Origin of the sequence: Lysobacter sp. ISL-50, from assembly GCF_018612875.1 — a bacterium.
Classification (GTDB): domain Bacteria; phylum Pseudomonadota; class Gammaproteobacteria; order Xanthomonadales; family Xanthomonadaceae; genus Lysobacter.
Genome location: NZ_JAGGRI010000024.1, coordinates 29751 through 53198, shown reverse-complemented (window position 1 = coordinate 53198; position 23448 = coordinate 29751). Strand labels below are relative to the sequence as shown.

At 66.9% G+C, this 23448-nt stretch carries 18 protein-coding genes; 7 read left to right on the top strand and 11 right to left on the bottom strand.

The features are described from left to right. The first annotated feature begins 234 nt into the window (after positions 1–234). The gene (locus J7J50_RS15015) at positions 235–3687 is read left to right on the top strand and encodes an amidohydrolase family protein (RefSeq protein ID WP_215056822.1); all 3453 of its coding nucleotides are present in this window, start codon (positions 235–237) and stop codon (positions 3685–3687) included. Between the two features lie 140 nt (positions 3688–3827). Then, the gene (locus J7J50_RS15010) at positions 3828–4172 is read left to right on the top strand and encodes a hypothetical protein (protein WP_215056823.1); all 345 of its coding nucleotides are present in this window, start codon (positions 3828–3830) and stop codon (positions 4170–4172) included. A gap of 141 nt (positions 4173–4313) precedes the next feature. Here J7J50_RS15010 and J7J50_RS15005 read toward each other — a convergent pair whose 3' ends face one another. Genes J7J50_RS15005 through J7J50_RS14990 form a run of 4 tightly spaced genes read right to left on the bottom strand, consistent with a single transcriptional unit; the run spans position 4314 to position 6245 of the window. Continuing rightward, positions 4314–5255: an ADP-ribosylglycohydrolase family protein gene (locus J7J50_RS15005; protein ID WP_215056824.1), complete on the bottom strand. Its 942-nt coding sequence runs from the start codon at positions 5253–5255 to the stop codon at positions 4314–4316. Continuing rightward, positions 5252–5632: a cupin domain-containing protein gene (locus J7J50_RS15000; protein ID WP_215056825.1), complete on the bottom strand. Its 381-nt coding sequence runs from the start codon at positions 5630–5632 to the stop codon at positions 5252–5254. Before J7J50_RS15000 ends, J7J50_RS15005 begins: the two co-directional genes overlap by 4 nt. A 53-nt stretch (positions 5633–5685) precedes the next feature. Next, the gene (locus J7J50_RS14995; protein WP_215056826.1) at positions 5686–5892 is read right to left on the bottom strand and encodes a twin transmembrane helix small protein; all 207 of its coding nucleotides are present in this window, start codon (positions 5890–5892) and stop codon (positions 5686–5688) included. Further along, entirely contained in the window at positions 5889–6245 is a 357-nt protein-coding gene (locus J7J50_RS14990; RefSeq protein ID WP_215056827.1) for a hypothetical protein, read from the bottom strand. Before J7J50_RS14990 ends, J7J50_RS14995 begins: the two co-directional genes overlap by 4 nt. Before the next feature lie 214 nt (positions 6246–6459). Between J7J50_RS14990 and J7J50_RS14985 the strand changes: the two genes are divergently transcribed. Continuing rightward, positions 6460–7884, top strand: coding sequence for a PLP-dependent aminotransferase family protein (locus J7J50_RS14985; RefSeq protein ID WP_215056828.1), 1425 nt, complete (start codon positions 6460–6462; stop codon positions 7882–7884). Here the strand turns inward: J7J50_RS14985 and J7J50_RS14980 are convergent. After that, on the bottom strand, positions 7796–8260 hold the full coding sequence (locus J7J50_RS14980; protein WP_215056829.1) for an MmcQ/YjbR family DNA-binding protein: 465 nt from the start codon (positions 8258–8260) through the stop codon (positions 7796–7798). The two genes, J7J50_RS14985 and J7J50_RS14980, sit on opposite strands and share 89 nt — an antisense overlap. A gap of 90 nt (positions 8261–8350) precedes the next feature. Next, a complete protein-coding gene (locus J7J50_RS14975; protein WP_215056830.1) occupies positions 8351–8758 on the bottom strand; it encodes a GFA family protein in 408 nt (135 codons plus the stop codon). A gap of 102 nt (positions 8759–8860) precedes the next feature. Here J7J50_RS14975 and J7J50_RS14970 point away from each other — a divergent pair, with 102 nt between their 5' ends. Beyond that, entirely contained in the window at positions 8861–9808 is a 948-nt protein-coding gene (locus J7J50_RS14970; protein WP_215056831.1) for a YafY family protein, read from the top strand. Between the two features lie 290 nt (positions 9809–10098). Here the strand turns inward: J7J50_RS14970 and J7J50_RS14965 are convergent, their stop codons facing one another. The 4 genes from J7J50_RS14965 to J7J50_RS14950 all read right to left on the bottom strand — a co-directional run bounded on the left by J7J50_RS14965 (position 10099) and on the right by J7J50_RS14950 (position 16837). Beyond that, positions 10099–12069 (bottom strand): GMC family oxidoreductase, encoded by a 1971-nt coding sequence (locus J7J50_RS14965; protein ID WP_215056832.1) that lies wholly within the window; start codon positions 12067–12069, stop codon positions 10099–10101. After that, on the bottom strand, positions 12066–12560 hold the full coding sequence (locus J7J50_RS14960; protein WP_215056833.1) for a hypothetical protein: 495 nt from the start codon (positions 12558–12560) through the stop codon (positions 12066–12068). The genes J7J50_RS14965 and J7J50_RS14960 overlap by 4 nt, the downstream gene beginning before the upstream one ends. Before the next feature lie 10 nt (positions 12561–12570). Beyond that, positions 12571–13941, bottom strand: a complete 1371-nt coding sequence (locus tag J7J50_RS14955) for a hypothetical protein (RefSeq protein WP_251044159.1) — start codon at positions 13939–13941, stop codon at positions 12571–12573. Positions 13942–14440: 499 nt separating this feature from the next. Then, complete coding sequence (locus tag J7J50_RS14950; RefSeq protein WP_215056834.1) at positions 14441–16837, bottom strand: S8 family serine peptidase; 2397 nt, start codon at positions 16835–16837, stop codon at positions 14441–14443. A gap of 315 nt (positions 16838–17152) precedes the next feature. Here J7J50_RS14950 and J7J50_RS14945 point away from each other — a divergent pair, with 315 nt between their 5' ends. Beyond that, positions 17153–17479: a hypothetical protein gene (locus tag J7J50_RS14945; protein ID WP_215056835.1), complete on the top strand. Its 327-nt coding sequence runs from the start codon at positions 17153–17155 to the stop codon at positions 17477–17479. A 79-nt stretch (positions 17480–17558) separates the two neighbouring features. On the opposite strand, the gene J7J50_RS14940 is transcribed toward J7J50_RS14945, so the two are convergent. Continuing rightward, on the bottom strand, positions 17559–18515 hold the full coding sequence (locus J7J50_RS14940) for an AraC family transcriptional regulator (protein ID WP_215056836.1): 957 nt from the start codon (positions 18513–18515) through the stop codon (positions 17559–17561). 580 nt (positions 18516–19095) lie between these two features. Here J7J50_RS14940 and J7J50_RS14935 point away from each other — a divergent pair. Together J7J50_RS14935 and J7J50_RS14930 are read left to right on the top strand one after the other, a co-directional pair. Beyond that, positions 19096–22299 (top strand): efflux RND transporter permease subunit, encoded by a 3204-nt coding sequence (locus J7J50_RS14935; protein ID WP_215056837.1) that lies wholly within the window; start codon positions 19096–19098, stop codon positions 22297–22299. Next, complete coding sequence (locus tag J7J50_RS14930) at positions 22296–23438, top strand: efflux RND transporter periplasmic adaptor subunit (RefSeq protein WP_215056838.1); 1143 nt, start codon at positions 22296–22298, stop codon at positions 23436–23438. The genes J7J50_RS14935 and J7J50_RS14930 overlap by 4 nt, the downstream gene beginning before the upstream one ends. Positions 23439–23448 lie beyond the last annotated feature (10 nt).

Sequence of the window (23448 nt, the reverse complement as noted above, 5' to 3'; positions counted from 1 at the left end):
ATGTTCGGCTCCGCCGAAGTAAAGCAGAGCCCGCCTTCGCGGGAATGACGACCTGGGTAGATCGCGTCAAAGCCTCTGGACGTTCGGCTCCGCCGAAGCAAAGCCCACCTCGCCGGACTGACGACTTGCGAAGATCGCGCCGCAGCCTCTTCCCCAAACACGACTTCCAGCCCAGGCCCCGGCACCACCGGCCGGGTTAGCCTGCGGACTTTGTCCGTCCAGGTAGCCGCTCCGATGACCCGTCACCGCCTGCTCGTCCTCGCGCTCGCCAGCGCGCTCGCCGCCCCGGCCTTCGCCCAGACTCCGCCGCAGCCCGCGCCGCAGGAGAAGAAAGACGGCGACAAGCCGGCCGCGCAACTCGAGCAGGACGCGCTCAAGCCCGCCGGCACCGATCCGGCCCGCGCTTCGGTCCAGACCGCCAAGGGCGCGAGCAAGCCCGGCGACAAGGACGAGAAGAAGTGGGACGTCAGCGCGCCGCACGGCCAGACCAAGACGGTGCGCTTCGACACCGACGAAGGCACCTGGATGGACCTGGACGTCGCCCCCGACGGTCGCGAGATCGCCTTCTCCCTGCTCGGCGACATCTACCTGCTGCCGATCGGCGGCGGCCAGGCGCGGCGCATCACCAGCGGCCCGGCCTGGGACGTGCAGCCGCGCTTCTCGCCCGACGGCCGCGAGATCGCCTTCACCTCCGACCGCGGCGGCGGCAACAACCTGTGGCGCATGCGCGCCGACGGCGGCGATCCCACCGCGGTGACCAAGGAAGACTTCCGCCTGCTCAACAATCCGGCCTGGACGCCCGACGGCCAGTTCCTGGTCGGGCGCAAGCATTTCACCGGCGAACGCTCGCTCGGCGCCGGCGAGCTGTGGATCTATCACGCCGCCGGCGGCGGCGGTGGCCTGCAGCTGACCAAGCAGAAGAACGATCAACAGGACCTGGGCGAACCGGCGGTGTCGCCCGACGGCCGCTATGTCTACTACTCCGAAGACGTTACCGCCGGCCCGAGCTTCCAGTACAACAAGAACCCCCACGACACCATCTACGCGATCAAGCGCCTGGAACGCGCCAGCGGCAAGACCGCGACGGTGATCGACACCGCCGGCGGCGCGGTGCGTCCGCAGCCCTCGCCCGACGGCAAGTCGCTGGCCTTCGTCAAGCGCATCCGCGACAAATCGGTGCTGCACGTGCTCGACCTGGCCAGCGGCGAAGCGCGGCCGGTGTGGGATGGGCTTTCGCACGACATGCAGGAAGCCTGGGCGATCTTCGGGCCGTACGCGAATTTCGCCTGGACGCCGGATTCCAGATCGGTGGTGATCTGGGCGCAAGGCAAGCTGTGGCGGGTGTCGATGGCCGACGGCAAGCACGAGCCGATCGCCTTCACCGCCAACGTCGAACAGACCGTGGCGCAGCCGCTGCGTTTCGAACAGACCCTCGACGCCGGCCGCTTCGATCCGAAGATGATCCGCGATGTCGCCACCAGCGCCGACGGCAAGACCCTGATCTTCCACGCGGTCGGCCAGCTGTGGCGCAAGCGCCTGCCCGACGGCAAGCCCGAACGTCTGACCGGCAACGACAACCTCTACGAATACCAGCCCAGCTTCAGCGCCGACGGCAGCAAGCTGCTGTACACGACCTGGTCCGACGAAGCGCTCAGCATGATCTACGTCACCGGCGCCAACGGCGGCGGCAGCAAGCGGCTGACGCAGGAAAAAGGCTTCTACTACAGCCCGCGGTTCTCGCCCGACGGGCGCCGCATCGTCTATTCCAAGACCGGCGGCGGCGGCCTCACCGGCAGCCTGTGGTCGATGGATCGCGGCATCTACGTGATGAACGCCGACGGCAGCCGCCCGCTGCGCGTGGCCAGCAGCGGCGAGTCGCCGCAGTTCAGCGCCGACGGCACCCGCGTGTACTACCTCAGCGGCGGCGGCATGAAGAAGAAGCTGATGTCGGTCGGCCTCAACGGCGAGGACGAACGCGAAGTCTTCAACCTCAAGTACGTCGATTCGGTCAGCATCAGTCCGGACGGCAAGTGGGTGGCGTTCACCGAGTTGTTCAACGCCTACGTCGCGCCGCTGATGACCGCCGGCAGCTCGGTCGAACTGAGCAAGGACAGCAAGGCGCTGCCGGTCGCCCAGGTCAGCGCCGACGTCGGCAGTTATCTGCACTGGGCGGCCGATTCCAAGTCGCTGCACTGGATGGTCGGCGATCGCTACTACTCGCGCCCGCTCAATCAGGCGTTCTCGTTCCTGCCCGGCGCGCCGGCGACGCTGGCCAAGCCGTCGGCCGACGAACCGGGCATCCGCGTCGGCCTGCAGGTGCCGGTCTACACGCCGCAGGACACGGTCGCCTTCACCCATGCGCGGGTGGTGACGATGCGCGATGCGCAGAAGAGCCAGGACGTGATCGAAGACGGCACCGTGGTCGTGCGCGGCGACCAGATCGTCGCGGTCGGCGCCAGCGCCTCGGTGGCCGTGCCGGCCGGCGCGCGCGTGATCGACGCCACCGGCAAGACCCTCCTGCCCGGCTACGTGGACGTGCACGCGCACGCCGCGCACTTCGGCCAGGGCGTGGTGCCGCAGCAGAACTGGGCCTACTACACCAACCTCGCCTTCGGCATCACCACCATGCACGATCCCTCGGCGACCACCGAGTTCGTGTTCTCCGAAGCCGAACTGCTCAAGGCCGGCAAGATGGTCGGCCCGCGCGTGTTCTCCACCGGCACGATCCTGTACGGCGCCGACGGCGACTTCAAGGCGGTGATCAATTCGCTCGACGACGCGCGCAGCCATCTGCGCCGGATGAAAGCCAACGGCGCGTTCTCGGTCAAGAGCTACAACCAGCCGCGGCGCGAACAGCATCAGCAGATCAACCAGGCCGCGCGCGAGTTGAACATGCTGGTGGTGGAGGAAGGCGGATCGACCTTGAACCACAACCTGCCGATGATCCTCGACGGCGTCACCGGCATCGAGCACAACCTCCCGGTCGCGCCGCTGTACAAGGACGTGGTCGAGCTGTGGAAGCAGACCGACGTGCGCAACACGCCGACGCTGGTGGTCAGCTATGGCGGCCTGTCGGGCGAGTACTGGTGGTACGCGCGCGACAACGTCTGGGAAGACAAGAAGCTCAACCGTTTCTTCCCGCGCGAAACCCTGGATGCGCGCTCGATCCGCCGCGAGACCGCGCCGGACTGGGATTACTGGCATATCCAGGTCGCCAAGTCGGTGAAGAAGCTGCGCGATGCCGGCGTCAAGATCCAGGTCGGCGGCCACGGCCAGTTGCAGGGCCTGTCGGCGAACTGGGAAATCTGGATGCTGACCCAAGGCGGCATGAGCAATTTCGAAGCGCTGCGCGCGGCGACCATCGACGGCGCGGATTATCTCGGGCTGTCCAGGCAACTGGGTTCGCTTGAGACCGGCAAGAAGGCCGATCTGGTCGTGCTCAACAGCAATCCGCTGGAGAACATCCGCGCGACCATCGACACGCGCTATGTGATGGTGGACGGGCGTCTGTTCGACGTCGATGCCGACATGGCCGAGCTGGGCAACCGCGGCGAGAAAGCGCCGAAGTTCTATTGGCAGCGTCATCGCGACGGCCAGACCTTCGGCGTCGAATTCGGCCCGACCTCGGTGTGTCACTGCCCCAAGGGCCATGGGCCGCATCAGGCGCACGACGGCGAAGAGGATTGATCGCCGGGTTCGACGAAGGCCGGCCTGAGCGAGCAAACCGCGACCTCGGCCGGCAGAATTCCGATCCGGCAACGCCGCATTCACGCCCGGCGTATGTGGGGCTTATTACCCTGAACGCCATTCTTTTGCCGAGACGTCCGATGGCCACTCGCTATTACCTCAGCATCCCCGACGGCGAGCGCGCGCGCGGCAGCGACACCGACCTGTCGTTCACCGCGGTCAGCGCCGAGGGCTTCGCCTCGCAGTTGCAGGCGGCCTTGCGCGGCGACGCGCTGTTCGAACGCTGGCGCGCGAAGCAGCCCGAACCGGACGAAGTCGATGCGAGCCTGGGCGCGACCGATCCGAACGCGACCGTGCAGGGCGAGCAGCGTGACCTGCGCATGGATCTGGTTGCGGTGACGGCGTTGTCGGGCACGGTGCTCAAGCACCGTCTGCGCTTGTTGGCGGGCAGTGGGTGGGAGTTGCGGGATGTGACTGCGGCTTGAGGGGGTTCTCCTCCTTTGAAAAAGGGGGCTAGGGGGATTCGCTTTTGACCGCGCAACTTCAAGCATCGCGCGAAAAGCAAATCCCCCGGCGCATTGAAGGTTCACTTCGAAACCGATCAACGCAAGCGCCAGCCCCCTTTTTCAAAGGGGGCGAATTTCAAAAACTTCCGGATGCTCGGAAAGATCCAACAACGTCTCCGCCATCGTCACGATCTGCTCGCGCATCACCAACTTGTCCAGCCATCCGCGCGGAATCGCATCGATCCCGTAGTAAGCCCCAGCCACCTGACCGCAAATCGCCGCGGTGGTATCGGCGTCATCGCCCAGATTAGCCGCGCGCAGAATCGCCGCCTCGAACGAATCGGTGTGCAGGAAACACCACAACGCCGCTTCCAGCGAGGCGACGCTGTAGCCCGATCCCACGATCTCGCTCTCGACCTTCCCCGCATAAGCGCGCGCATGAATCGCCGCGACTTTGTCGCTGTCCGGCGACGTCATCGCCGGCGTCAACACCGCCTCCTTGCCCGCGCCCATCAACGCGGCGCGCACTTGGCTGGCGAACAGGCGCGAGCAATCCAAGGCCTCCGCCGCGCCATGGGTAGTGCGCGTAGATTCGGCCGCGTAATGCCGAACCAGCTCCGCATCGCGCCGCCATAGCATCGGCACCGGCGCCAGCCGCATCAGCGCGCCGTTGCCGGCCGCGCGCGGGCCGGGGTCGCCGGCATAGGGATCGCCGTTGCGGCGATAACGGTCCAGGGCCGCGCTCACCGTCGCGCCGATGTCGAAACACTCGCCGTTGCTGCTCAGGTAACCGTGATCGCGCCAATTGCAATAGCGATTCATCTGATCGCGCGCGTCGAAACCGCGGCAGTGGATCAGGCTCGCCGCCAGGCACAGCGCCATCGAGGTGTCGTCGGTCCACTCGCCCACGCGCAGCGAAAACGGCCCGCCGCCGACCATGTCGGTCAACGGCTCGAAACTGCCGCGGCCGCGGAATTCCACTGTGGTGCCGACCGCGTCGCCGCAGGCCAGACCGAGCAGACAGCCCAGGTAACGTTCGCGCACTCCGGGCGCGGCGCTCATGCGGCCTCCGGTTCCAGGTCGTCGTAGCATTCAGGCACGAAGCGCGGCGTGCAGATCGCGAGGAAGATCAGATCGTCGTCGCCGAGATTGGTAACGCGTTGGGGCGCATCGGCGGGAATGAATACGACATCGCCCGGGCCGACTTCGCCCGGCGGCATGTCGCCGGCCTGCATGCGGCCGCGGCCTTGCAGGATCAGATAGCGCTCGGCGGTGCCGCGCAGGCGATGCAGCCGGGTCGTCACGCCCGGCTCGACGCGGATGCGGGCGATCGAGGTCTGCGCATCGTCGGCGCTGTTCCAGCACTCCACGACGTGGCAGCGTTCTTCGAAGTAGTACTCGGCGGTGTCGGCGTTGGATTTGATGCGGGCGGCGGTCATCGGCGGTCGCTGCGGTCGGATCGGCGCAGCTTAGCGCAGGCGCCGACCCGCGCTCAGGCGCCCACGCCGTGCGGCTGCACCACGCCGGTGGCGATGCCGATAATCACCAGCGCGATCAGCGCGATCGAAAAACCGATGCGCCGCGTGAGCGCGTTGACCGTGCGCTTGCTGGTGCCCTTATCGACCAGCATGTAGTACAAGCCGGCGCCGAGGTTGTAGAGGATCACGCCGAGGAAGGCGGCGACGAACAGCAGTTTCATGATTCGACCTTGCCCGTGAGCGGGCCTGTGGTGTCGGGAGAGACAGCGCTGGCGCGCAACCAGCGCCAGCGCAGCGCGATCGCCGTGGTCATGACCAGCAAGAACAGGCCGTAGGCGATCGAGGTGGCCAGCACCTGTTTCCAGATCGCGCCGGCCTGCGGATCGGCGTTGAGCATGCTCCAGTGCATGCCCCAGAACGCGGCCGCGGTGGCCAGGATCAGGCTGGCGCTGTCGAACAGCGTGCGCGCGCCGCCTCGCGGCCGGCGCGGATAGGCCCAGAACAGCCAGGCCAGGATCGAAAACCAGGGGATGAACAGGATCAGGGCGAGGTTGAATTCGACTTGCGGGTTCATGGCGATGAGTAGCGGCGATGGCGCAGCTTTGGCTGCGAGATCCATTGTTCGCCGGCCGGCGCAGATTGCGTAGACTCAGATTCTGGAGAAAAAACCATATCAGTCTCGGTTAGAGCCGAGATTGGAGATTGGAGATTCGGGATTTAGCTCTTGTGGGAGGGGCTTCAGCCCCGAACGCCCTTCGATCAGCCACCGCGACACCCGCCAAACCAACATGAAGCGCTACCAAGCCCTGGCCGACGACATCGCTCGCTCCATCCGCCAGGGCCTGCTGCGCCCCGGCCAGCGCCTGCCCTCGGTGCGCCAGGCCAGCGCGGCGCGCAAGCTCAGCCCGGCGACGGTGTTCCAGGCCTACTACCTGCTCGAATCGCAAGGCTTGGTACGGCCGCGCGCGCGTTCGGGCTACTACGTCAGCGAACACGTCCACGCGCTGCTGCCCGAACCCGACGCCGCCTCCGCGCCCGACGGCGAATCGCGCGCGGTGGACATCAGCGCGCTGGTGTTCGAGGTGCTGGAATCGGCGATGGCGCGCGACATCGTGCCGCTGGGTTCGGCGTTCATGAGCCCGTCGCTGTTTCCGCTGGCCAAGCTCGGCCGGGCGATGGCGCACGAAGCCGTACACCTGGACCCGCGCAGCACGGTGGACGATCTGACCCCGGGCAACGCCGAACTGCGCCGGCATATCGCCCTGCGTTACCGCATCGGCGCGGTGGAGCTGGGCATCCACGATCTGGTCGTCACCAACGGCGCGATCGAAGCGCTGAACCTGTGCATCGCCGCGACCACCCGCCCCGGCGACGCGGTGCTGGTCGAATCGCCGTGCTTCTACATCGCCCTGCAGACGCTGGAACGCCACGGCCTGCACGCGGTGGAAGTACCGACTCATCCGCGCGAAGGCGTCGAACTCGGCGCGCTCGACGCCGCGATCCGCCGCCACGCGCCCAAGGCCTGCTGGCTGATGACCAGCTTCCACAATCCGCTCGGCGCGAGCATGCCCGAGGCGAAGAAACGCGAACTGGTCGAACTGCTGGCGCGGCACGAGCTGCCGCTGATCGAGGACGATGTTTACGGCGAGCTGCACTTCGGCGCGCGCCGTCCGCTGCCGGCCAAGGCCTTCGACACGCGCGGGCTGGTGCTGCACTGTTCGTCGTTTTCCAAGACCCTGGCGCCGGGCTATCGCATCGGCTGGGCCGCGCCCGGCCGCTACGCCCAGCGCGTGGCGCGGCTCAAACTCACCAACACCCTGGCCACCTGCGTGCCGGCGCAACTGGCGATCGCGCGTTACCTGCAGCGCGGCGGCTACGAGCGCCATCTGCGCGGCCTGCGCCAGACCTTGCGGCTACAGCAGGCGGCCTACCTGGACGCGGTGGCGCGCTATTTTCCGAGTGGCACGCGGGTGACGCGGCCGGACGGCGGCTACTTCCTGTGGATCGAACTGCCGCCCGATCGCGACGCCCTGGCCGTGCAGCGCCAGGCCGCGCAGCGCGGCATCAGCATCGCGCCGGGACCGATCTTCTCCGCGCATCGCGGCCATGGCCACTGCCTGCGGCTCAACTACGGCCACGCACTCGATGCACGGGTGGACGCTGCGCTAAAAGTCTTGGGCGAGCTTTCGGCGGCGCGATCGGCGTCAGCCTGAGGCGCTGCGCCTGGCTGGCATCGGCCAGGGCTTCAGCCTGGCGCTTGCGGCTCAGATTGCCGAGCGCGCGCCGGTACGACCAATCGATCAACTCGCGCAGATACTCCGCGGGCAGGCTGCGCACATCGACCACGGTCACCCAGTGATAGCGGCCCATGAAGCGCGCGGTCTTGACCCCGGGGATGCCGGTGAGTTCGAGGAAGCGGTCCGACGAGGTCTTGAAGCTGAAACGCCAGCGCTCGGGCTCGCTGGTCTTGAAGTAGGCGAAGAACTTTCCGCCCACGCTGTAGACCAGGATGTTCGACGGCGCGCCGTGCAGGCTTTCGTCCGCGCCGGGATAGGCGCGGCAGTATTTTTTTACGGCGTTGGTGTCCATGATGAAAGCGAATCGGAAGTGCGCGCATGTTCGCATGCGGGGCGATGCCGCGCCGGCGCTCGCGCCGCGGTCGCCCCGATGCGCCGGCGCTCACATATGCGCGGTCAGCTTCGGCGTTTCGAACCAGTTGTTGTTCAAGCCGTCCATGTACTTGATCGGCACGTCCACGAACGCCTCGTGATCCACGTCCAGGCAGGCGATATTGACCGAGAAGTACTTGCCGCCGAGCACTTCCAGGTCGCCGCTGCCGTAGGCATGCACGCCGCAGTGCTTGCAGAAGTGGTAGGTGCCGCTGAAGGTGCCGAACTGATAGGTGCCGACATCCTCCGGCTTGGCGCTGAGCAGGCGGAACGCATCGGGCTTCACCAGCGCGCCCCACTTGCGCAGCTTGCTGCACATCGAGCAATTGCAGCGCCCGGTGCCGGCTTCCAGGTCGAGATCGACTTCATAACGGATGGCGCCGCAGTGGCAGCTGGCCTGATAGGTCTGGACGGTCATCGGGGCTCTCTTCGATAGCGGGGGCCGAGGGCCCCGGGACGAACACAGGATACGATCCATTGAGGACAGTTTCTGTCCTCAATAGGTTTTAGACTGGGCCCCATGCTCAAGACCTCGACCCGACTGCTGCGCCTGCTGTCGCTGCTGCAATCGCGCCGTCATTGGACCGGCGCCGACCTGTGCGAGCGGCTGGAAGTGGATGCGCGTACCGTGCGCCGCGATGTCGATCGCCTGCGCGAACTCGGCTATCCGGTGCAGGCCTCCACCGGTGTGGGCGGCGGCTATCGGCTGGCCGCGGGCGCCTCGCTGCCGCCGCTGCTGCTCGACGACGACGAGGCGGTGGCGATGGTGGTGGCGCTGCGCAGCGCCACCGCCAGCGTGGCGCGGATCGAGGACACCGCGGTCGGCCTGCTGGGCAAGCTCGATCAACTGCTGCCGGCGCGACTGCGGCGCCGGGTCAGCGCGCTGTATTCGGTGACCTTGTCGTTGAAGCAGCATGAGCAAGGCCCCGACGTCGAGACCCTGACCGAGCTGGCCGGCGCCTGTCGCGATCATCTGCTGATCGAGATGGACTACAACGATCGCGGCGGCCGCGCCACCCGGCGCACGATCGAACCCTTGCGCCTGGTCAGCAGCGGCCGCCGCTGGTATCTGCTGGCCTGGGACCGCAGCCGCGACGACTGGCGGCTGTTCCGCGCCGACCGCATCCAGGCCGCGCGCTGCGGCGGCGGCGGGTTCGTCCCGCGCGTGTTTCCGGAAGACGTGGCCGCATATGTGCAGCGGGCGATCAGCCAGCCCCTGCACGGCCCGACCGTGCGCGCGAAGCTGCGCGGCTCGGCCGAGTCGCTGACCGCGTCGCTGCCGCCGTGGTGCGGCGTGCTCGAACACATCGACGAACACGCTTGCCTGCTGCATGTGCGCGGCGAAACTGCGGAGGAAATACTCGCGCTGCTGGCGCTGACCGGAGTGGAGTTCGAATTGATCGACGCCGGCGAGCGGCGGCCGGAACTGCGCGCGGTGGCGGAGCGATTGCTGCGCGCGGTCCAGTAGGAGGGAGCTTTTGTAGGAGGGAGGTCTGTTGTGGGAGGGAGGTCTGTTGTGGGAGGGAGCTTTAGCCCCGATGCTTTTCGATCAGCAACCGCAGAGCAAACATTGCTTTAAAACTGCCTGGAAACAGAGGCTGGATTCGAATCAGCTGAGACAAAAGCATCGGGGCTAAAGCTCCCTCCCACAACAGACCTTCCACAACACAATCCTGCAGCCACAAACGCAACGAGGCCGCGTCCTCCCCGGACGCGGCCTCCTCTGCCCTCCCGGCAGTATCCTGCGTCCCGGTGGGGTCAGCCGAGATCGCTGAGGATATTGTCCGCCGCCTGCAAGGCCAGCGCGGCGATGGTCAAGGTCGGGTTGGCGGTGGCGGTGGACGGGAAGACGCCGCTGCCGACCAGGTACAGATTGGAATGGTCCCAGGATTGCTGGCGCGCGTTGACCACCGACTTCTTCGCGTCGGTGCCCATGCGATAGGTGCCGATGATGTGGCCCGCACCGTAGAAGGTGTAGGTGCTGCCCAGATATTGGAAGGTGGTCGGCGAGGCGTCCGCCCCGCTCAACACCGGCGCCGCCGGCACCTGGGTGTACTCGATGGCGCCGAGCGCGTCGAAGATCCGCGTCGAGGCTTCCTTCGCCGACGCGAAGGCGTTGCGCACATAGTTTTCGCGGATGCGGTAGGTCACCTGCGGACGCGGCAGGCCCAGGTGATCCTTGTAGACGCTGGACAACTGCACGCGATTATCCGGATCGGGCAATTGCTCGATCAGATAGCCCAGGCGCAGTTGCCGCGTGTACACGCCGTTGAGCGCGGCCACCAGCTTGGAGCCGTAAAGCTTGCTGAAAGCCGGCAGCGAAGGATCGAAACGCAGCGCCTGGCCCTGCTGATTGAACGAATCGCCATTCAACTGGGTATTGTTCTGGCCGAACACGAAATCGGCCAGGGTGGTGTTGGGATCGTTGGTCGCCCAGTTCCAGCCTTCGTTGCCGATCTCGATGCGATACGCGGCGCGCTGGCTGCGGAAGGCGCCGTCGCGCAGCGACTCGATGCCCGAGGTCGATAGCGGCCCGCGAAAGGCGTAGATCGGGTCCTTGGACAAACCCCAGGCCAGATACATCACGTGGTCCATCAGATTGCGGCCGACCTGATCGGAACTGTTCGCCACGCCGTTGCCGAAGCCAGGATTGCGATTGGACATCAACAGCAGCTTCGGCGTCTCGATCGCGTGCGCGGCCAGCACGTAGCGCTTGCCGACCGCGATGCCGCCGCCGGTAGACGGCCCGGTCTGGCTGTCGTAGGTCAGATAGTCGATGCCGCTGACCTGATCGCCCTGCAGGCGGATGTTGTTCGCCACCGTCTGATACTGGATCTGCACGTTGCCGGTCTGCAGCGCCTGCGCCAGGGTCACGGTGCCGTCGTACTTGGCCTGGATCGGGCAGATCGGAATGCAGTTGGTGTTGCCCGCGCACTGGCGGCGCTTGCCCGGACGCGAATTGCGCCCCTGCGGCGTCGGCGTGACGAACAGCGAAATGCCGTCCACGCTCACGGAGGTGACCTTCTGCTGGTACAGCACGTCGTTCAACGACGGCACGATGCCCGGCATCGGATAGTCGTAGTTCGCCCCGTAATCGCCGCCGGGTTCGACATCGAAGGTCTTGTACAGATCGACCATCGGCGGCTTGTCCGACGACACGCCGATCACCTCGGTGGCCAGCCGGTAGTACGGCAGCAGGTTCTGGTAGAACTGCGCGCCGCCGGGCCAGTCCACGCCCTGGCCGTACTTGGTGTTGAGCTGGAAATCGTTCGGCAGATGATTGAGCGAGGTGCCCAGCCAATGCCAGGTGGTGCCGCCGGCGACGCGCTCGTAGGAACTGCCGAAGGCGAACTGCATGTCCGGATCGTCGGCGCGCTTGGCCGTCTGCGCGCCGTAGACGAAGTAGCACTGCAGCGGCTTCTGCCAGGCGTTGATCTGCAGCACGGTGTAGCGCGGGGTGTTGAGCGAAGCCGGATCGGGTTGCCCGAGCGGATTGCCCTTGCCGCCCGGGCCCTGCATGGTCGGCGGATACGGCGATTCTGGCGTCTTCGCGTTGGCGGTGAAGAAGGTCTGCATGTAGGCCTCGCGGCTCTTGGGCACGGGCGGGCCGCCTTCCAGGATCAGCACCTGCTTGCCCTTGAGCGCGAGTTGATAAGCGATGATCGATCCGGAAATGCCCGAGCCCACGATCACCACGTCGAAACCGTTCGCGGGGATGGTGATGCTCATGCCGGGTTCTCCAGATAAGCCTGCAGCGGCGGCGGCGTGCTCGCCCAATAGCCGTAGGTGTAGTTGGAGCTGCCCATCGGATGCGATTGCATCACCCGCCACACCAGCCCTTGCGTGTAGCTGGTGGCCGAGACGACGGCGCTGAAGGTCTGGCCGCGGGTCGGCGACTGGTCGTACAGCACCGTCGGCCACGCGCCCATGTACCACAGGTAGATCAACTGGCGCAGCGCCAGCACTTCGGCGGGATAGGTGCCGTCGAGCAAGGCGCCGGCGATGGCTTCCTGGTTCTTGTCCTGGCCGCCCTCGGCTTCGTTCAAGCCGTAGTACTCCGCGATGATCTGATCGGCCATGCCATTGGGCAGATTCTCGCGGAACACCTGCAGGTACACGGTCTTGATGTCGATCTGATCGATCTGCGGCGCGATCGCGTCGCGGGTGAACCCGGTCAGCCCGACGCTGAGGCGGATGAAGTACTCCATGTAATCGAGCATGTCGTTCTCCTTATTGCGCGCGCTGCAGCAGGTAGGTGAAATCCGAGGTCAGGCCGTTGGTCATGGTCGCGTTGTTGTGGCAGGCCATGCAGCTCGACGAGGCTTGCGGCACCTTGCCCTGGATGTAGGTTTCCAAGGTCGCGTTGGCGAGGAAGCTCGGCGCCGGATTGCCGGTGGGATCGGTCGGATTGGTGGCGTTGGTCGGCCACTGCGTGCTGATCAGCTGGTAGTTCGCCCACACCGTGCCGGGATAGTTCTTCAGCAACGCCGCCTGGTAGCGCGCGTTGAGCGATTGGGTCGATGCGGTCAACGGAATCTCGCGCATCACCTGGGTCGGCTGGGTATGCGCCGCGTTCGGATTCCACGGCCGCGGCGGCGGCTCGTTGACGTCGCAGTTCTGCGTGCAGTTCTTGTCGTAGAAGTTGTAGTGCGGCTTGTCGATCGGCTCGCCCTGGCTGGGCACGTTGTCGACGTGCTCGAAGGTCGACCATATCCATTGCGGTTCGTCGGCGGTCTTGTGCGCGATATGCAGGCCGACCAGGCCCACGGTCTGGCGCTTGCACGCGGCGGCGACGCCCTCGTGTTCGCCCGGATTGGTGTAGACCAGCGCCTGGATGGTGTGGAAGCGGCTGACATCGTCGTTGGCGCCCATCACCTTCCACGACGATTTGATCATGATCGCGCCGACGTTCTTCGAGCCCGTGGGCTGGGCGAAGTTGGCCGGCTGGGCGAACTTGGCCTGACCGGCTTTGCTGTACAGACCGTCGCTGACGATGGTGTTGAACATGTCCTGATTGGCCATGATCGCGAAGCGCACGTACTGGCCGTTCTGGTCGATCAGCGGGCCGGTTTCGAACGGCTCGCCGCTTTCGTCGAGCACGTTCGGGGTCTTGCCGACCTGAGTCAGGTTCAAGGTGCCGGCGCCCTTGCCCTTGCACACGTCCGGCGGCGGCGGGTCCTGGCCCCACGGCGGCGGCGTGGCGCCGCCGGGCAGGAAGATGTCGCGGCTTTCCTTCCAGTTCTCCCACACCGTCGGCACGTCCGGGCCGATGCTCGCGCCCGGCTTGGGATTGCCGTCGGGCCCGGCCGGCCAGTTCACCGCGACGAAGGACTGCCACGAGAACAGATCGAAATCGTCCTGCAGGTCCTGCAGATTCGGCTTCTGCTGCGGCACGCTGATTTCGAGCGGGATCGTCGAACTCAACGGCGGCAGCGGCAGCGCATCGCCGCTTTGCGCATGGTTGCGGATGTCGGCGCGCGACAAGGTGTCGTGCGGCTCGGGCCGAAGATGGCTGTCGGTGCACGCGGCGAGCGCGAACACCAGCGCCGCCGCGGCCAGCGGTGTGCGCAACTGCGGGCCGGAGCGATATCGATGATTCATGGCCTGTCCCCTGTTCCCTGATGGACCGAAGCGAAGGTGTCGCCGGGTCGCGATGCAGGCAGCCGTCCGCGCGAGCGCGGACGCACAAAGGAACGCAGGCCGGAATACGGTGGCTGGCGATCGAATCGCTGGCTGCTTCGCGTCGGGGTCGGACGCTACCGGCCGGCGCAGGGCAAAAATGCGACGCGCATGGCAGAAGGGAAATATCTGGACTTTCTTTGCCTTGCGCGCGAAAACGCTGTCCTGCGGCCCGCGAGGATTGCGTTCTTTGTTTCGAGCGGAACGCAACACGCACGCCGAACGGGCGGCGAAAACCGTTAGCCCGGGTAGTGCGATCGTGAGCTTGGGTGAGCGCGCGCGGCGCTTGTTTGCGCTGCAGCGAGGGATTGCGCGACGCCGAAGGCGACCGGCCGCGACCGCGCAAATAAAAACACCGGGCGCGAGGCCCGGTGCTTGAGGAAAACCTTCGCCGCGAATCCGCGGCGAAGGCCGGGCCGCGTCAGTTCGCGGCGCAGGTGGCGCTGTTGTCGATGCGCAGTTGCTCGTAGCTCTTCTGTCCGGCCGGCAGCGGCGAAGCCTGCGCGGGCAGCAGCGAGCGATACCTCGCGTCGTAGGTCGCCGACAGGAAGCACGACTCGGAGCGGGCGTGGAACTTCAGGCGCCCGTTGCCGTAGCTGGCATCGAAGCCGGCATCGCCCAGGTCGTTGCCGCCGGTGCTGGAAACATAGACCAGCGCGTCGTAGGTGGAATCGGCCAGATTGACGTTGCGCTGGGTGAGCAGGGCCGCACGGTCGGCCTTCTGCTGCGCGGTCGCGTTGGCCGGCAACGGCGCCGGCACGGTGGCATTGGTCAGCTGGCGCTGATGCTGCAGACCCAGCAGCGCGAGCGCGGCCGCGTGCGGCGTCGCCGAGGACGTGCCGTTGAAGGCGTTGTCGCCGTAAGACACCGTATCGACGTTGGCGAAGTTGGCCAGATCCGGCTTGGCGTTGCCCGCGGCCTGACCGGCCGGACGCGCGCCGCCGGCGCCCAGGACCGGGCCGCGCGAGCTGTAGGCTTCCAGATTAGAGGTCGCCGCATCCAGCGCCGCCACCGTGATCACGCTGGCCGCATCGGCCGGATGGATCAGCGAACGCGCGGTCTGTGCGTACTGGAAGTTGTAGCCCGAGTTCATCAGGCGCAGGAAGTTGTTCACGCCCGCGGTCTTGCGGGTGATGCGCACGCCGAACTTGCCGCCGCCGGCGAAGCGCGCGGGGTCGAAGCCCTGAGCGTTGCAAGCGGTGGTCCTGGCCGCGGCCGGCGCCTGGTAGGAAACGAATTCCAGCGGCTGTTGACCGGCGGCGCCGGTCTGGGCGAAATCCGATTGCGCCACCGCGACCCAGCCGGCCGGCGTGACCACGCGGCCGTTGCGGGTGACCGCGTCGGCCCAGCGCACCAGTTCCAACCGGTAGTCGGCGTCGGTGGTGTTGTTCGCGCTGGTCCAGTCGTTCCAGCCCAGCCACACGTTGAACTCGAAGGTGTCGCGGTCCTTCTGGGTCCTGGCGCCGACCGGGATGCAGCCGCCGTAGCGACCGTCGATGGTCAGCGGATTGATGCTTTCCACGATCGCCGCGCCGTTGGCGTCGAGGTTACCGACCCGGAAATCCTGCAGCACGTTGGCGCCCGCGCCGGCGGTGCTGTCGTCGTCCCAATGCACCTGCGCTTCGTTGCCGGCGGCGTTGAGCACGATCACGCCGTTGTTCTTGGCCGCGTCGATGGCTTCGTACAGGCCCTTGAGATCGCTGCCGGTGCCGGTGCCGTCGCCGGGGGCGGCGAGGTTGAAGCCCAGCGACGCGGTGATGACCTGCGCGCGCGGCTCGCCCTGCGCCACGTTCTGCGCGTTGAGATTGGCCGCGTCCTGGATCGCGCTGACCCAGTCGGCGGCGCCGGTGTTGTCGTACAGGCGGAATTTGGCCGACGGCGCGATGTCGTAGGCGATTTCGGTGACCGCGTTGCCGTGCGGTTCGCCGCGATAACCGAAAACTCCGTTGGTGGAGGCGGTCAGGGTCAGCTTGTCGGCTTCGGCGTCGCTGTTCTGCGGCCACTCCGCGGCGTCCTGCAGCGCCTGGACCGCGCCGTTGAGATTGTTGAAGTGATCCACGATGGCGATGGTCAGGCCTTCGCCCTTGAGCTCCCTGCGCAAGCCGGCGGCGAGCTGATCGTAGTTGCCGAGCGAACGCAGCTGGTCGATGTTGCTGGCGGTGGCGCCGTCGCTGAAGGCGGTGGTCTGCGACATCGTCATCAGCGACACCTGCGCGACCGATTGCAGGCCGGCGACCCATTCCAGGCGCGCCAGCGGCACCGAGGCTTCGATGCTCGGCGAGCCGTTGATCTGATGCGCCTGCATGCCGGCGGCCAGCAGCGTCTCGCGCAGCGACGCGGTCGCGCGGTCGAGCAGGCTCGGGTTCTGCACTTGATCGTAGGTCAGCGACAGATCGACGTTGACCTTGACCTTCTCGCCATCGCGGAAGCGCGAGGGAATGCCGGCGCGATCGAGCGCGGCGATCTGCTCGGCCACCGAAGCGCCGCGGTACGCCGGGCCGCGCTGCGAAGACGCCGACGGCGCGGACGCGCCGCCGCCGCGGCTTTGCGATTGCGACAAGGCCTGCACCGCCTGCAGCAACTGGCCGGCGCCGAGCTTGCTTTGCGCGGCGTTGCGCGGCGTGGGCGCGTTCATCGCCACCGGCTGCATCGACGCGTACACCGAACCGGCGGCGACGCTGGCGGCATTGGCGCCGGCGAGCGCGCCGACCGACGCGGTATCCGGCGCCTGCGCCTGCTGCCGCGACCACACCAACACCGTGGCGCAAGCGGCGGCGAGGCCGAGCACGGCGAATTTTTTCGACGACATCTTCTTCATTCGTTCATTCCTGATGCTGATTTCAGACACGGTCACCCGCTGCCGCCGGGCGCAGGCGCCCGCCACGGCCAAGGCATGAGGGCCTTGATGCGGAGAAATGGAACAGCGATGGCGGCGTGCCGATCAGGGTGGGGAGAGAGGCGTTTTCGGCACGCTCAATCCTCAAACGCAAAAAGAACTACATCCCCCCCTCACTCGATATGCATTCGTACAGCACGAAATCTCATAAAGATTTCTTACGCACAGCGCGCATCAACGCAGGTGCGCGACGGGCTCCCTACCCTGCTTTAGTCGGCGGGATCGATTCGATTCGCGATGGCGCTCCGCTATCGATGCGCGCGTTGCGCAGGTGCGGGGTCGGTTTCAACCGAAACGTTTTTCGCTGGTGCGATGGGCGCGGAAATTTGCGCAGGGATGCCCGGTGGCTATCGGGTCGATGCGCTGGCCGACAAGCTGATCGCTCGCGGCAATGCGTGGTTCTTCGCCAGGTCGGCGATGACGAATTCACCGGATAGGCAACATGCGATCGCGACCGCGCACGATCGCGTGGAAGCTCGATCGAACCTGATGGGAATCGATGACCTTCATCAATCAATCCTCGATTGGAGACTGCGCATCCAACAAAGATCGCCGCATGCCTGAGCAGATCGCGATGAGGCGATCGGCCACGACAGCCGGCATTTCGAGACCGAAATCTTCGACGCCGAAGCCCGGAGCCCCCTCACCCCTGCGGCGCGCCCCGAGCCAACACCACTTCCGAACGCGGCGGCGCGCCGAACAGGCGCTTGTACTCGCGCGAGAACTGCGACGGGCTCTCGTAGCCCACGCGATGGGCCGCGGCGACGGCTTCGATGCCGCCGACCATCATCAGCCGGCGCGCTTCGTGCAGGCGCAGATGCTTCTGGAACTGCAGCGGCGACATCGTCGTCACCGCCTTGAACTGATGGTGCAGCGAGGAGGTGCTCATGTGCACTTCGTCGGCCAGATCCTCGATGCACAGCGGCTGCAGATAACGCTGGCGCAGCACCGCGACCGCCTTGGCGACGCGGCTGGAACGGCTGTCGGTGACCGCCAGCGCGCGCAGGCGATGGCCCAGGTCGCCCATCAGCACGCGATAGAAAATCTCGCGCAGCGCCATCGGCGCCAGCACCGGCAGGTCCTGCGGCGTGTCGAGCAATCGCATCAGCCGCAGCACCGCGTCCATCAGCGTCTTGTTGACCTTCGCCGCGTACAGGCCCAGGTCGACGCCGTTGCTTTCGCGGCCGGTGTCGCTGGCCGGCGATTGGCCGGCGTCGACGATCAGCCGCGCGATCTCGGCCGGATCGATATCGATGCGCAGGCACAGATACGGTTTGTCCGGCGTGGCTTCGACGATCTGGCCGATCATCGGCAGCGTGACCGACACCACCAGATAGTTGAGCGGATCGTAGTGATAGGTGCGGTCGGACAAGGTCACGACCTTGCGTCCTTGCGCGACCACGCACAGGCGCGGCTCGTACACCGAGGGCGAGCACTCGGTCGGGCCGCTCATGCGGATCAGGTGCAACGGCCGCACCACGGTGCTGTGGACACCGTCGCCGCCGCCGTCGGTTAATCGGGCAATCCGATCGACCAGTTCGGCCTGCGCGGCGCAACTGCCTCGGTGCGCGATCGATTCAGCAGAAGTATTGGCGTTCATGGCTTCCCGGGGGGAGTCGGGTTGCTGGGATTATCGGTACGAATCTGGCCTGAGACTGTGCCGCTTCGGCTGAATTGCAGAAATAGGCAATGATGCGACAGTAATGTACTAACGCGGCGGCGGTTCAGGGACTACTTTAATCGCACTCCCCCAGCGACCCGTCACTCCTTGGTAACGCAGGACGGGCCGATGGGCGGCGATCCGGCTGCCGACGTCCCGCCTCGCGCGGCCGCCGGCGGCCGCGGTCGGCGCGCCGGCCCCGGAGCGGACCGGTCGGGCAGGCGCAGCGAGCGCCGCCGCCCTGTCACCCAGCGAGGCCCAAACCCAGCGGGGAACGATCGCCCTCCCCAGGCCGATGCATTCGAGCGCTTGCGCTCGCGACTGACGATTTTGTCAGCCAAGCGACAGCGCCGCGTTTGTCCGCGCCGCCTAAAGTGCCTGTTCTGGCCGCACGGCCATGCATTCAGGCGCCCGCAGCGTTGCGGCACGCACACGAACCTTTCCACGCGGTACGGCTGCAACCCGGATCGTCCGCGCGGACACTTCGCACCACTCATCCAGCCGTCGGAACCCTCTCACGATGTGGATTGTTCAATACGCGCTGAGCCGCCGCTACACCATCGGCGTCCTGGCGATCCTGATCCTGCTGTTCGGCGTGCTGTCGGCGCGCAAGATGCCCACCGACATCCTGCCCGAAGTCGGGATTCCGTCGGTCAACCTGGTGTGGACCTACAGCGGCCTGCCGGCGGCCGACGTCGCGGCGAAGATGACCTCGTTCTCCGAAGCCGCGATCCTCAACACGGTCGATGACCTGAAAGAGGTGCGCTCGGAAACGCTCAACGGCGCCAGCATCGTGCGCATCGACTTCCAGCCCACGGTCAGCCTGGACCGCGCGCTGGTGCAGATCACCGCGGTCTCGCAGACCATCCTGCGGCGCATGCCGCCGGGTACTTCGCCGCCGCTGGTGGTGCGCAACAACGTGTCGAGCACGCCGGTGCTGCAGCTGGTGCTGTCGTCGGATTCACTGACCGAGGCGCAGCTGTACGACTACGCGCGCCTGCAACTGCGCTCGCAGATCCAGACCATTCCCGGCATCCGCATGACCCTGCCCTACGGCGGCGCGCCGCGGCAGATCATGGTCGATCTGGACCCGTCCAAGCTGCAGACCTACGGCCTGACCCCGGCCGACGTCACCAGCGCGCTCGAACGCGGCAGCCCGACCTTGCCGTCGGGTTCGATCCGCGAAGGCGGGCGCGAGATGCAGATCTCCATCGATACCAGCCCGGCGAGCGCGGCCGAGTTCCTCGACATCCCGGTCGCCCAGCGCGGCGGCACGGTGCTGTACGTGCGCGACGTCGCCTCGGTGCGCGACGGCGGCGCGCTGCAGACCAACGTGGCGCGCATGGACGGCTCCAGCGCGGTGTCGGTGGCCCTGATCAAGCTCGGCGGCGCGTCCGCGGTCGAGATCGTGCGCGCGGTGCGCGCGCGCCTGCCCGAAATCGAAGCCTCGGCGCCGCCGGGCACGCGCATCCACGCGATCTTCGATCAGTCGGTGTTCGTCGATAACGCGATCGCCTCGATCGAGCACGAAGCGGTGCTGGTCGGCCTGCTGGTGGCTTTGGTGGTGCTGGTGTTCATCGGCTCGTGGCGCTCGAGCATGATCGTGCTGTCGGCGATCCCGCTGGCGCTGCTGGCCTCGGTCGCGATGCTGCATCTGCTGGGCTACACCTTCAACGTCATGACCCTGGGCGGGTTGGCGCTGGCGATCGGCATCCTGGTCGATAACGCGGTGGTGGACGTGGAGAACACCAACCGCAACATCGCCCTGGGCAAGGACGTGCGCACCGCGATCCTGGACAGCGCGAAGGAAGTGGTGTTCCCGGAAATGGTCTCGACCATTTCGATCTGCATCGTGTTGACCCCGATCCTGCTGATGACCGGCCTGTCGGCGTGGGTGTTCACGCCGCTGGCGCTGGCGGTGATCTTCGCCATGCTGGCCTCGTTCCTGCTCTCGCGCACGCTGATCCCGGTGCTGTGCTACCTGCTGCTGCCGGCCGATATCCAAAGCCGCGCCAATCCGCGCTGGGCACCGGAAAAGCTGCTGCTGAAGATCAATCACAAGGTCGAGCACGTGCTGGACTCGCTGCGCGACAAGCACCACGCGCTGCTGGTCAGGCTGGGCCATCACGGCGCGGTGCTGACCATCGTCGCGCTGCTGGTGTTCGGCGTGGGCGCGCTCGCCGCCGCCTCGCTGGGCCGCGAGTACTTCCCGCAGGTCGATGCCGGCCAGTTGCGCATGCAGGTGCGCCTGCCGACCGGCACGCGCCTGGAGGAAACCGCGGCCCGGCTCAGCGAGATCCAGCACGAGATCCGCAACATCATCCCGCCGCAGGAACTGCAGACCGTCTACGAACAGATCGGCGTGCCCGACGCGATCAACCTGTCGCTGGTGGACAGCACGGTGGTGGGTTCGTTCGAAGCCGAAATCATGCTGCAGCTGCGCTCGCCGCACGCCAACAGCCACGACTACCTGGTCAAGATCCGCCAGCGCATCGCCGAGCGTTTTCCCGACGTGAAGCTGTTCGAGCGGCCGCCGGACGCGACCAGCCGCACCCTGGCCGGTTCGGCCGCGGCCGCGTTCGAAGTGCGCCTGATCGGCCGCGACGTGCCCGGCAACATGGCGGTGGCGCGCGAGATCGAAAGCCGCCTGCACAAGGTGCCCGGCGCGGTCGATATCTCGCTGCGGCAGGTGCTGGACTTGCCCGAGTATCAGGTCAAGATCGACCGCACCCGCGCCGCGCAGCTGGGCCTGGACGCGCAGCAGGCCGCGCGCGCGGTGCTGGCGGTGCTCGGTTCGGCCGGCACGGTGTCGCCGGTGTACTGGACCGACACCGTCAACGCCATCGCCTACACCGTGCAGGTGCAGGCGCCGCTCAACAACATGCAGAACATCGATCAGCTGATGAACTCGCCGCTGCGCATCGGCGCCAACGGCGAGGCGGTGCTGCTGCGCAATATCGCCACGGTGACGCCGCGCAACGTGCCGGCCAGCATCGCCCGCACCACGCTGGCGCCGACCATCAGCGTGATCGCCAACGTGGAAGGCACCGACCTGGGCTCGGTCTACGATCGCCTGTCGAAGATCACCGCCGAACTCAACGCCAAGCTCAAGCCCGGCAACCGCATCGAGATCGTGGGCCAGGCCGGCGAGATGCAGAGCGCTTACGGCGAGCTTGCGGCGGGCCTGGTGATGTCGGCGATCCTGGTGTTCCTGGTGCTGGTGGTGAACTTCCAGTCGTGGATTCAACCGGCCGTGGCGATGTCGGGCCTGCCGATCGCCATCGCCGGCGCCGCCGTCGGCCTGTGGGTGACCGGCACGCCGCTGAGCGTGCCGGCGCTGATGGGCGTGATGATGGTGATCGGCGTGTCGACCGCGAACTCGGTGCTGGTCACCAGCTTCGCGCGCGGCCTGATCGCCGACGGTCACGATCCGGAACTGGCCGCGTACGAATCGGCCGCGGTGCGCCTGCGCCCGGTGCTGATGACCGCCAGCGCGATGGTCCTGGGCATCATCCCGATGGCCATCGGCCTGGGCGACGGCGGCGAGCAGAACGCGCCGCTGGGCCGCGCGGTGATCGGCGGCCTGTTGTTCGGCACCCCGGCCACCTTGATCCTCGTTCCTTCCATCCTGGCCGTCGTCGGCCGTCGCCGCAAACCTGCCGCGGACGTCGAAACCGACGGCGCGGCCGAACCGAACGGCACCCCCGCAGGAGTCGCTCCATGAATCGCTCTAAGCCTCAAGCCAAGCCGATCCGCATCGCGCTGGCCCTGGCCGTTTCCGCCGCGTTGCTCGCCGCGCTGTCCGGCTGCGGCCGCAGCTCGGCCGAGTCCGCCCCGGCCAGCACCGTGCCCGATGTCCTGACCGTGCAGGCCAAGGCCGCCGACGCCGCCTACGACCTGTCGTTGCCCGCGCGCGCGCAGGCCGGCGAGTCGGCGCAGTTGTACGCGCGCGCCACCGGTTTCGTCAGCGAGCGCAAGGTCGAACTCGGCGACAAGGTCGCCGCCGGGCAGGTACTGGCGACGATCTCGGCGCCGGAAATCGATCAGGCGGTGCGCGAAGCGCGCGCGGTGCTGGCGCAGACCAGCGCCGACCAGGAACTGGCCAAGGTCAACTACGACCGCGCGCAGACGCTGATCGGCACCGGCGCGGTGTCGAAGGAATACTTCAGCGACCGCAAGGGCAACTACGACGTTGCCGTCGCCGCGCGCAACGCCGCGCAGGCGCGGCTGACCTCGGCGCTGGAGCGGCAGGCGTTCCAGTCGGTGCGCGCGCCGTTCGCCGGCGTGGTGGTGGCGCGCAACGTCGAACGCGGCGATCGCGTGGTCGGCGATTCGGCGTCCTCGACCGTGCCGATGTTCGAGGTGGCGGTGCTCGACCCGTTGCGGGTGGTGGTGGACGTGCCGCAGAACGTGTCGATGCAGATCGAGAACGGCCTGGAAGCGCAGGTCAGCTTCCCGGAATTGCCCGGCCAGACCTTCAAGGCCCAGGTCGCGCGCAGCGCGCGTAATCTCTCGCGCGACGCCGGCGTGATGCGCACCGAACTGCGCCTGCCCAACCCCGACAGCCGCATTCCCGCCGGCATGGTCGGCAGCGCGCGCCTGCACCTGCCACGTGCGGCGCCGGCGGTGGTGCTGCCGGTGTCCACGGTGATCCAGCGCGGCAGCGGAACCCAGGTGGTGACGTTGAAGACCGATTCGACCCTGGCCTATCGCGACGTCACCCTGGGCCGCAACCTGGGCAACGAGGTCGAAGTGCTCAGCGGCGTCAGCCCGGGCGACACCGTGGTGCTCGCGCCCAATGCGATGCTGGCCGATGGCAACAAGGTCAATGCGAAGGCATTGCCGCCGCCGAAGAAATTCTGAATCCCTGGGG

Bases quoted from the DNA above. Each gene is read 5' to 3' on its own strand.
- J7J50_RS15015 (WP_215056822.1), top strand. From the start codon at position 235: ATGACCCGTCACCGCCTGCTCGTCCTCGCGCTCGCCAGCGCGCTCGCC.
- J7J50_RS15010 (WP_215056823.1), top strand. From the start codon at position 3,828: ATGGCCACTCGCTATTACCTCAGCATCCCCGACGGCGAGCGCGCGCGC.
- J7J50_RS15005 (WP_215056824.1), bottom strand. From the start codon at position 5,255: ATGAGCGCCGCGCCCGGAGTGCGCGAACGTTACCTGGGCTGTCTGCTC.
- J7J50_RS15000 (WP_215056825.1), bottom strand. From the start codon at position 5,632: ATGACCGCCGCCCGCATCAAATCCAACGCCGACACCGCCGAGTACTAC.
- J7J50_RS14995 (WP_215056826.1), bottom strand. From the start codon at position 5,892: ATGAAACTGCTGTTCGTCGCCGCCTTCCTCGGCGTGATCCTCTACAAC.
- J7J50_RS14990 (WP_215056827.1), bottom strand. From the start codon at position 6,245: ATGAACCCGCAAGTCGAATTCAACCTCGCCCTGATCCTGTTCATCCCC.
- J7J50_RS14985 (WP_215056828.1), top strand. From the start codon at position 6,460: ATGAAGCGCTACCAAGCCCTGGCCGACGACATCGCTCGCTCCATCCGC.
- J7J50_RS14980 (WP_215056829.1), bottom strand. From the start codon at position 8,260: ATGGACACCAACGCCGTAAAAAAATACTGCCGCGCCTATCCCGGCGCG.
- J7J50_RS14975 (WP_215056830.1), bottom strand. From the start codon at position 8,758: ATGACCGTCCAGACCTATCAGGCCAGCTGCCACTGCGGCGCCATCCGT.
- J7J50_RS14970 (WP_215056831.1), top strand. From the start codon at position 8,861: ATGCTCAAGACCTCGACCCGACTGCTGCGCCTGCTGTCGCTGCTGCAA.
- J7J50_RS14965 (WP_215056832.1), bottom strand. From the start codon at position 12,069: ATGAGCATCACCATCCCCGCGAACGGTTTCGACGTGGTGATCGTGGGC.
- J7J50_RS14960 (WP_215056833.1), bottom strand. From the start codon at position 12,560: ATGCTCGATTACATGGAGTACTTCATCCGCCTCAGCGTCGGGCTGACC.
- J7J50_RS14955 (WP_251044159.1), bottom strand. From the start codon at position 13,941: ATGAATCATCGATATCGCTCCGGCCCGCAGTTGCGCACACCGCTGGCC.
- J7J50_RS14950 (WP_215056834.1), bottom strand. From the start codon at position 16,837: ATGAAGAAGATGTCGTCGAAAAAATTCGCCGTGCTCGGCCTCGCCGCC.
- J7J50_RS14945 (WP_215056835.1), top strand. From the start codon at position 17,153: ATGGCGCTCCGCTATCGATGCGCGCGTTGCGCAGGTGCGGGGTCGGTT.
- J7J50_RS14940 (WP_215056836.1), bottom strand. From the start codon at position 18,515: ATGAACGCCAATACTTCTGCTGAATCGATCGCGCACCGAGGCAGTTGC.
- J7J50_RS14935 (WP_215056837.1), top strand. From the start codon at position 19,096: ATGTGGATTGTTCAATACGCGCTGAGCCGCCGCTACACCATCGGCGTC.
- J7J50_RS14930 (WP_215056838.1), top strand. From the start codon at position 22,296: ATGAATCGCTCTAAGCCTCAAGCCAAGCCGATCCGCATCGCGCTGGCC.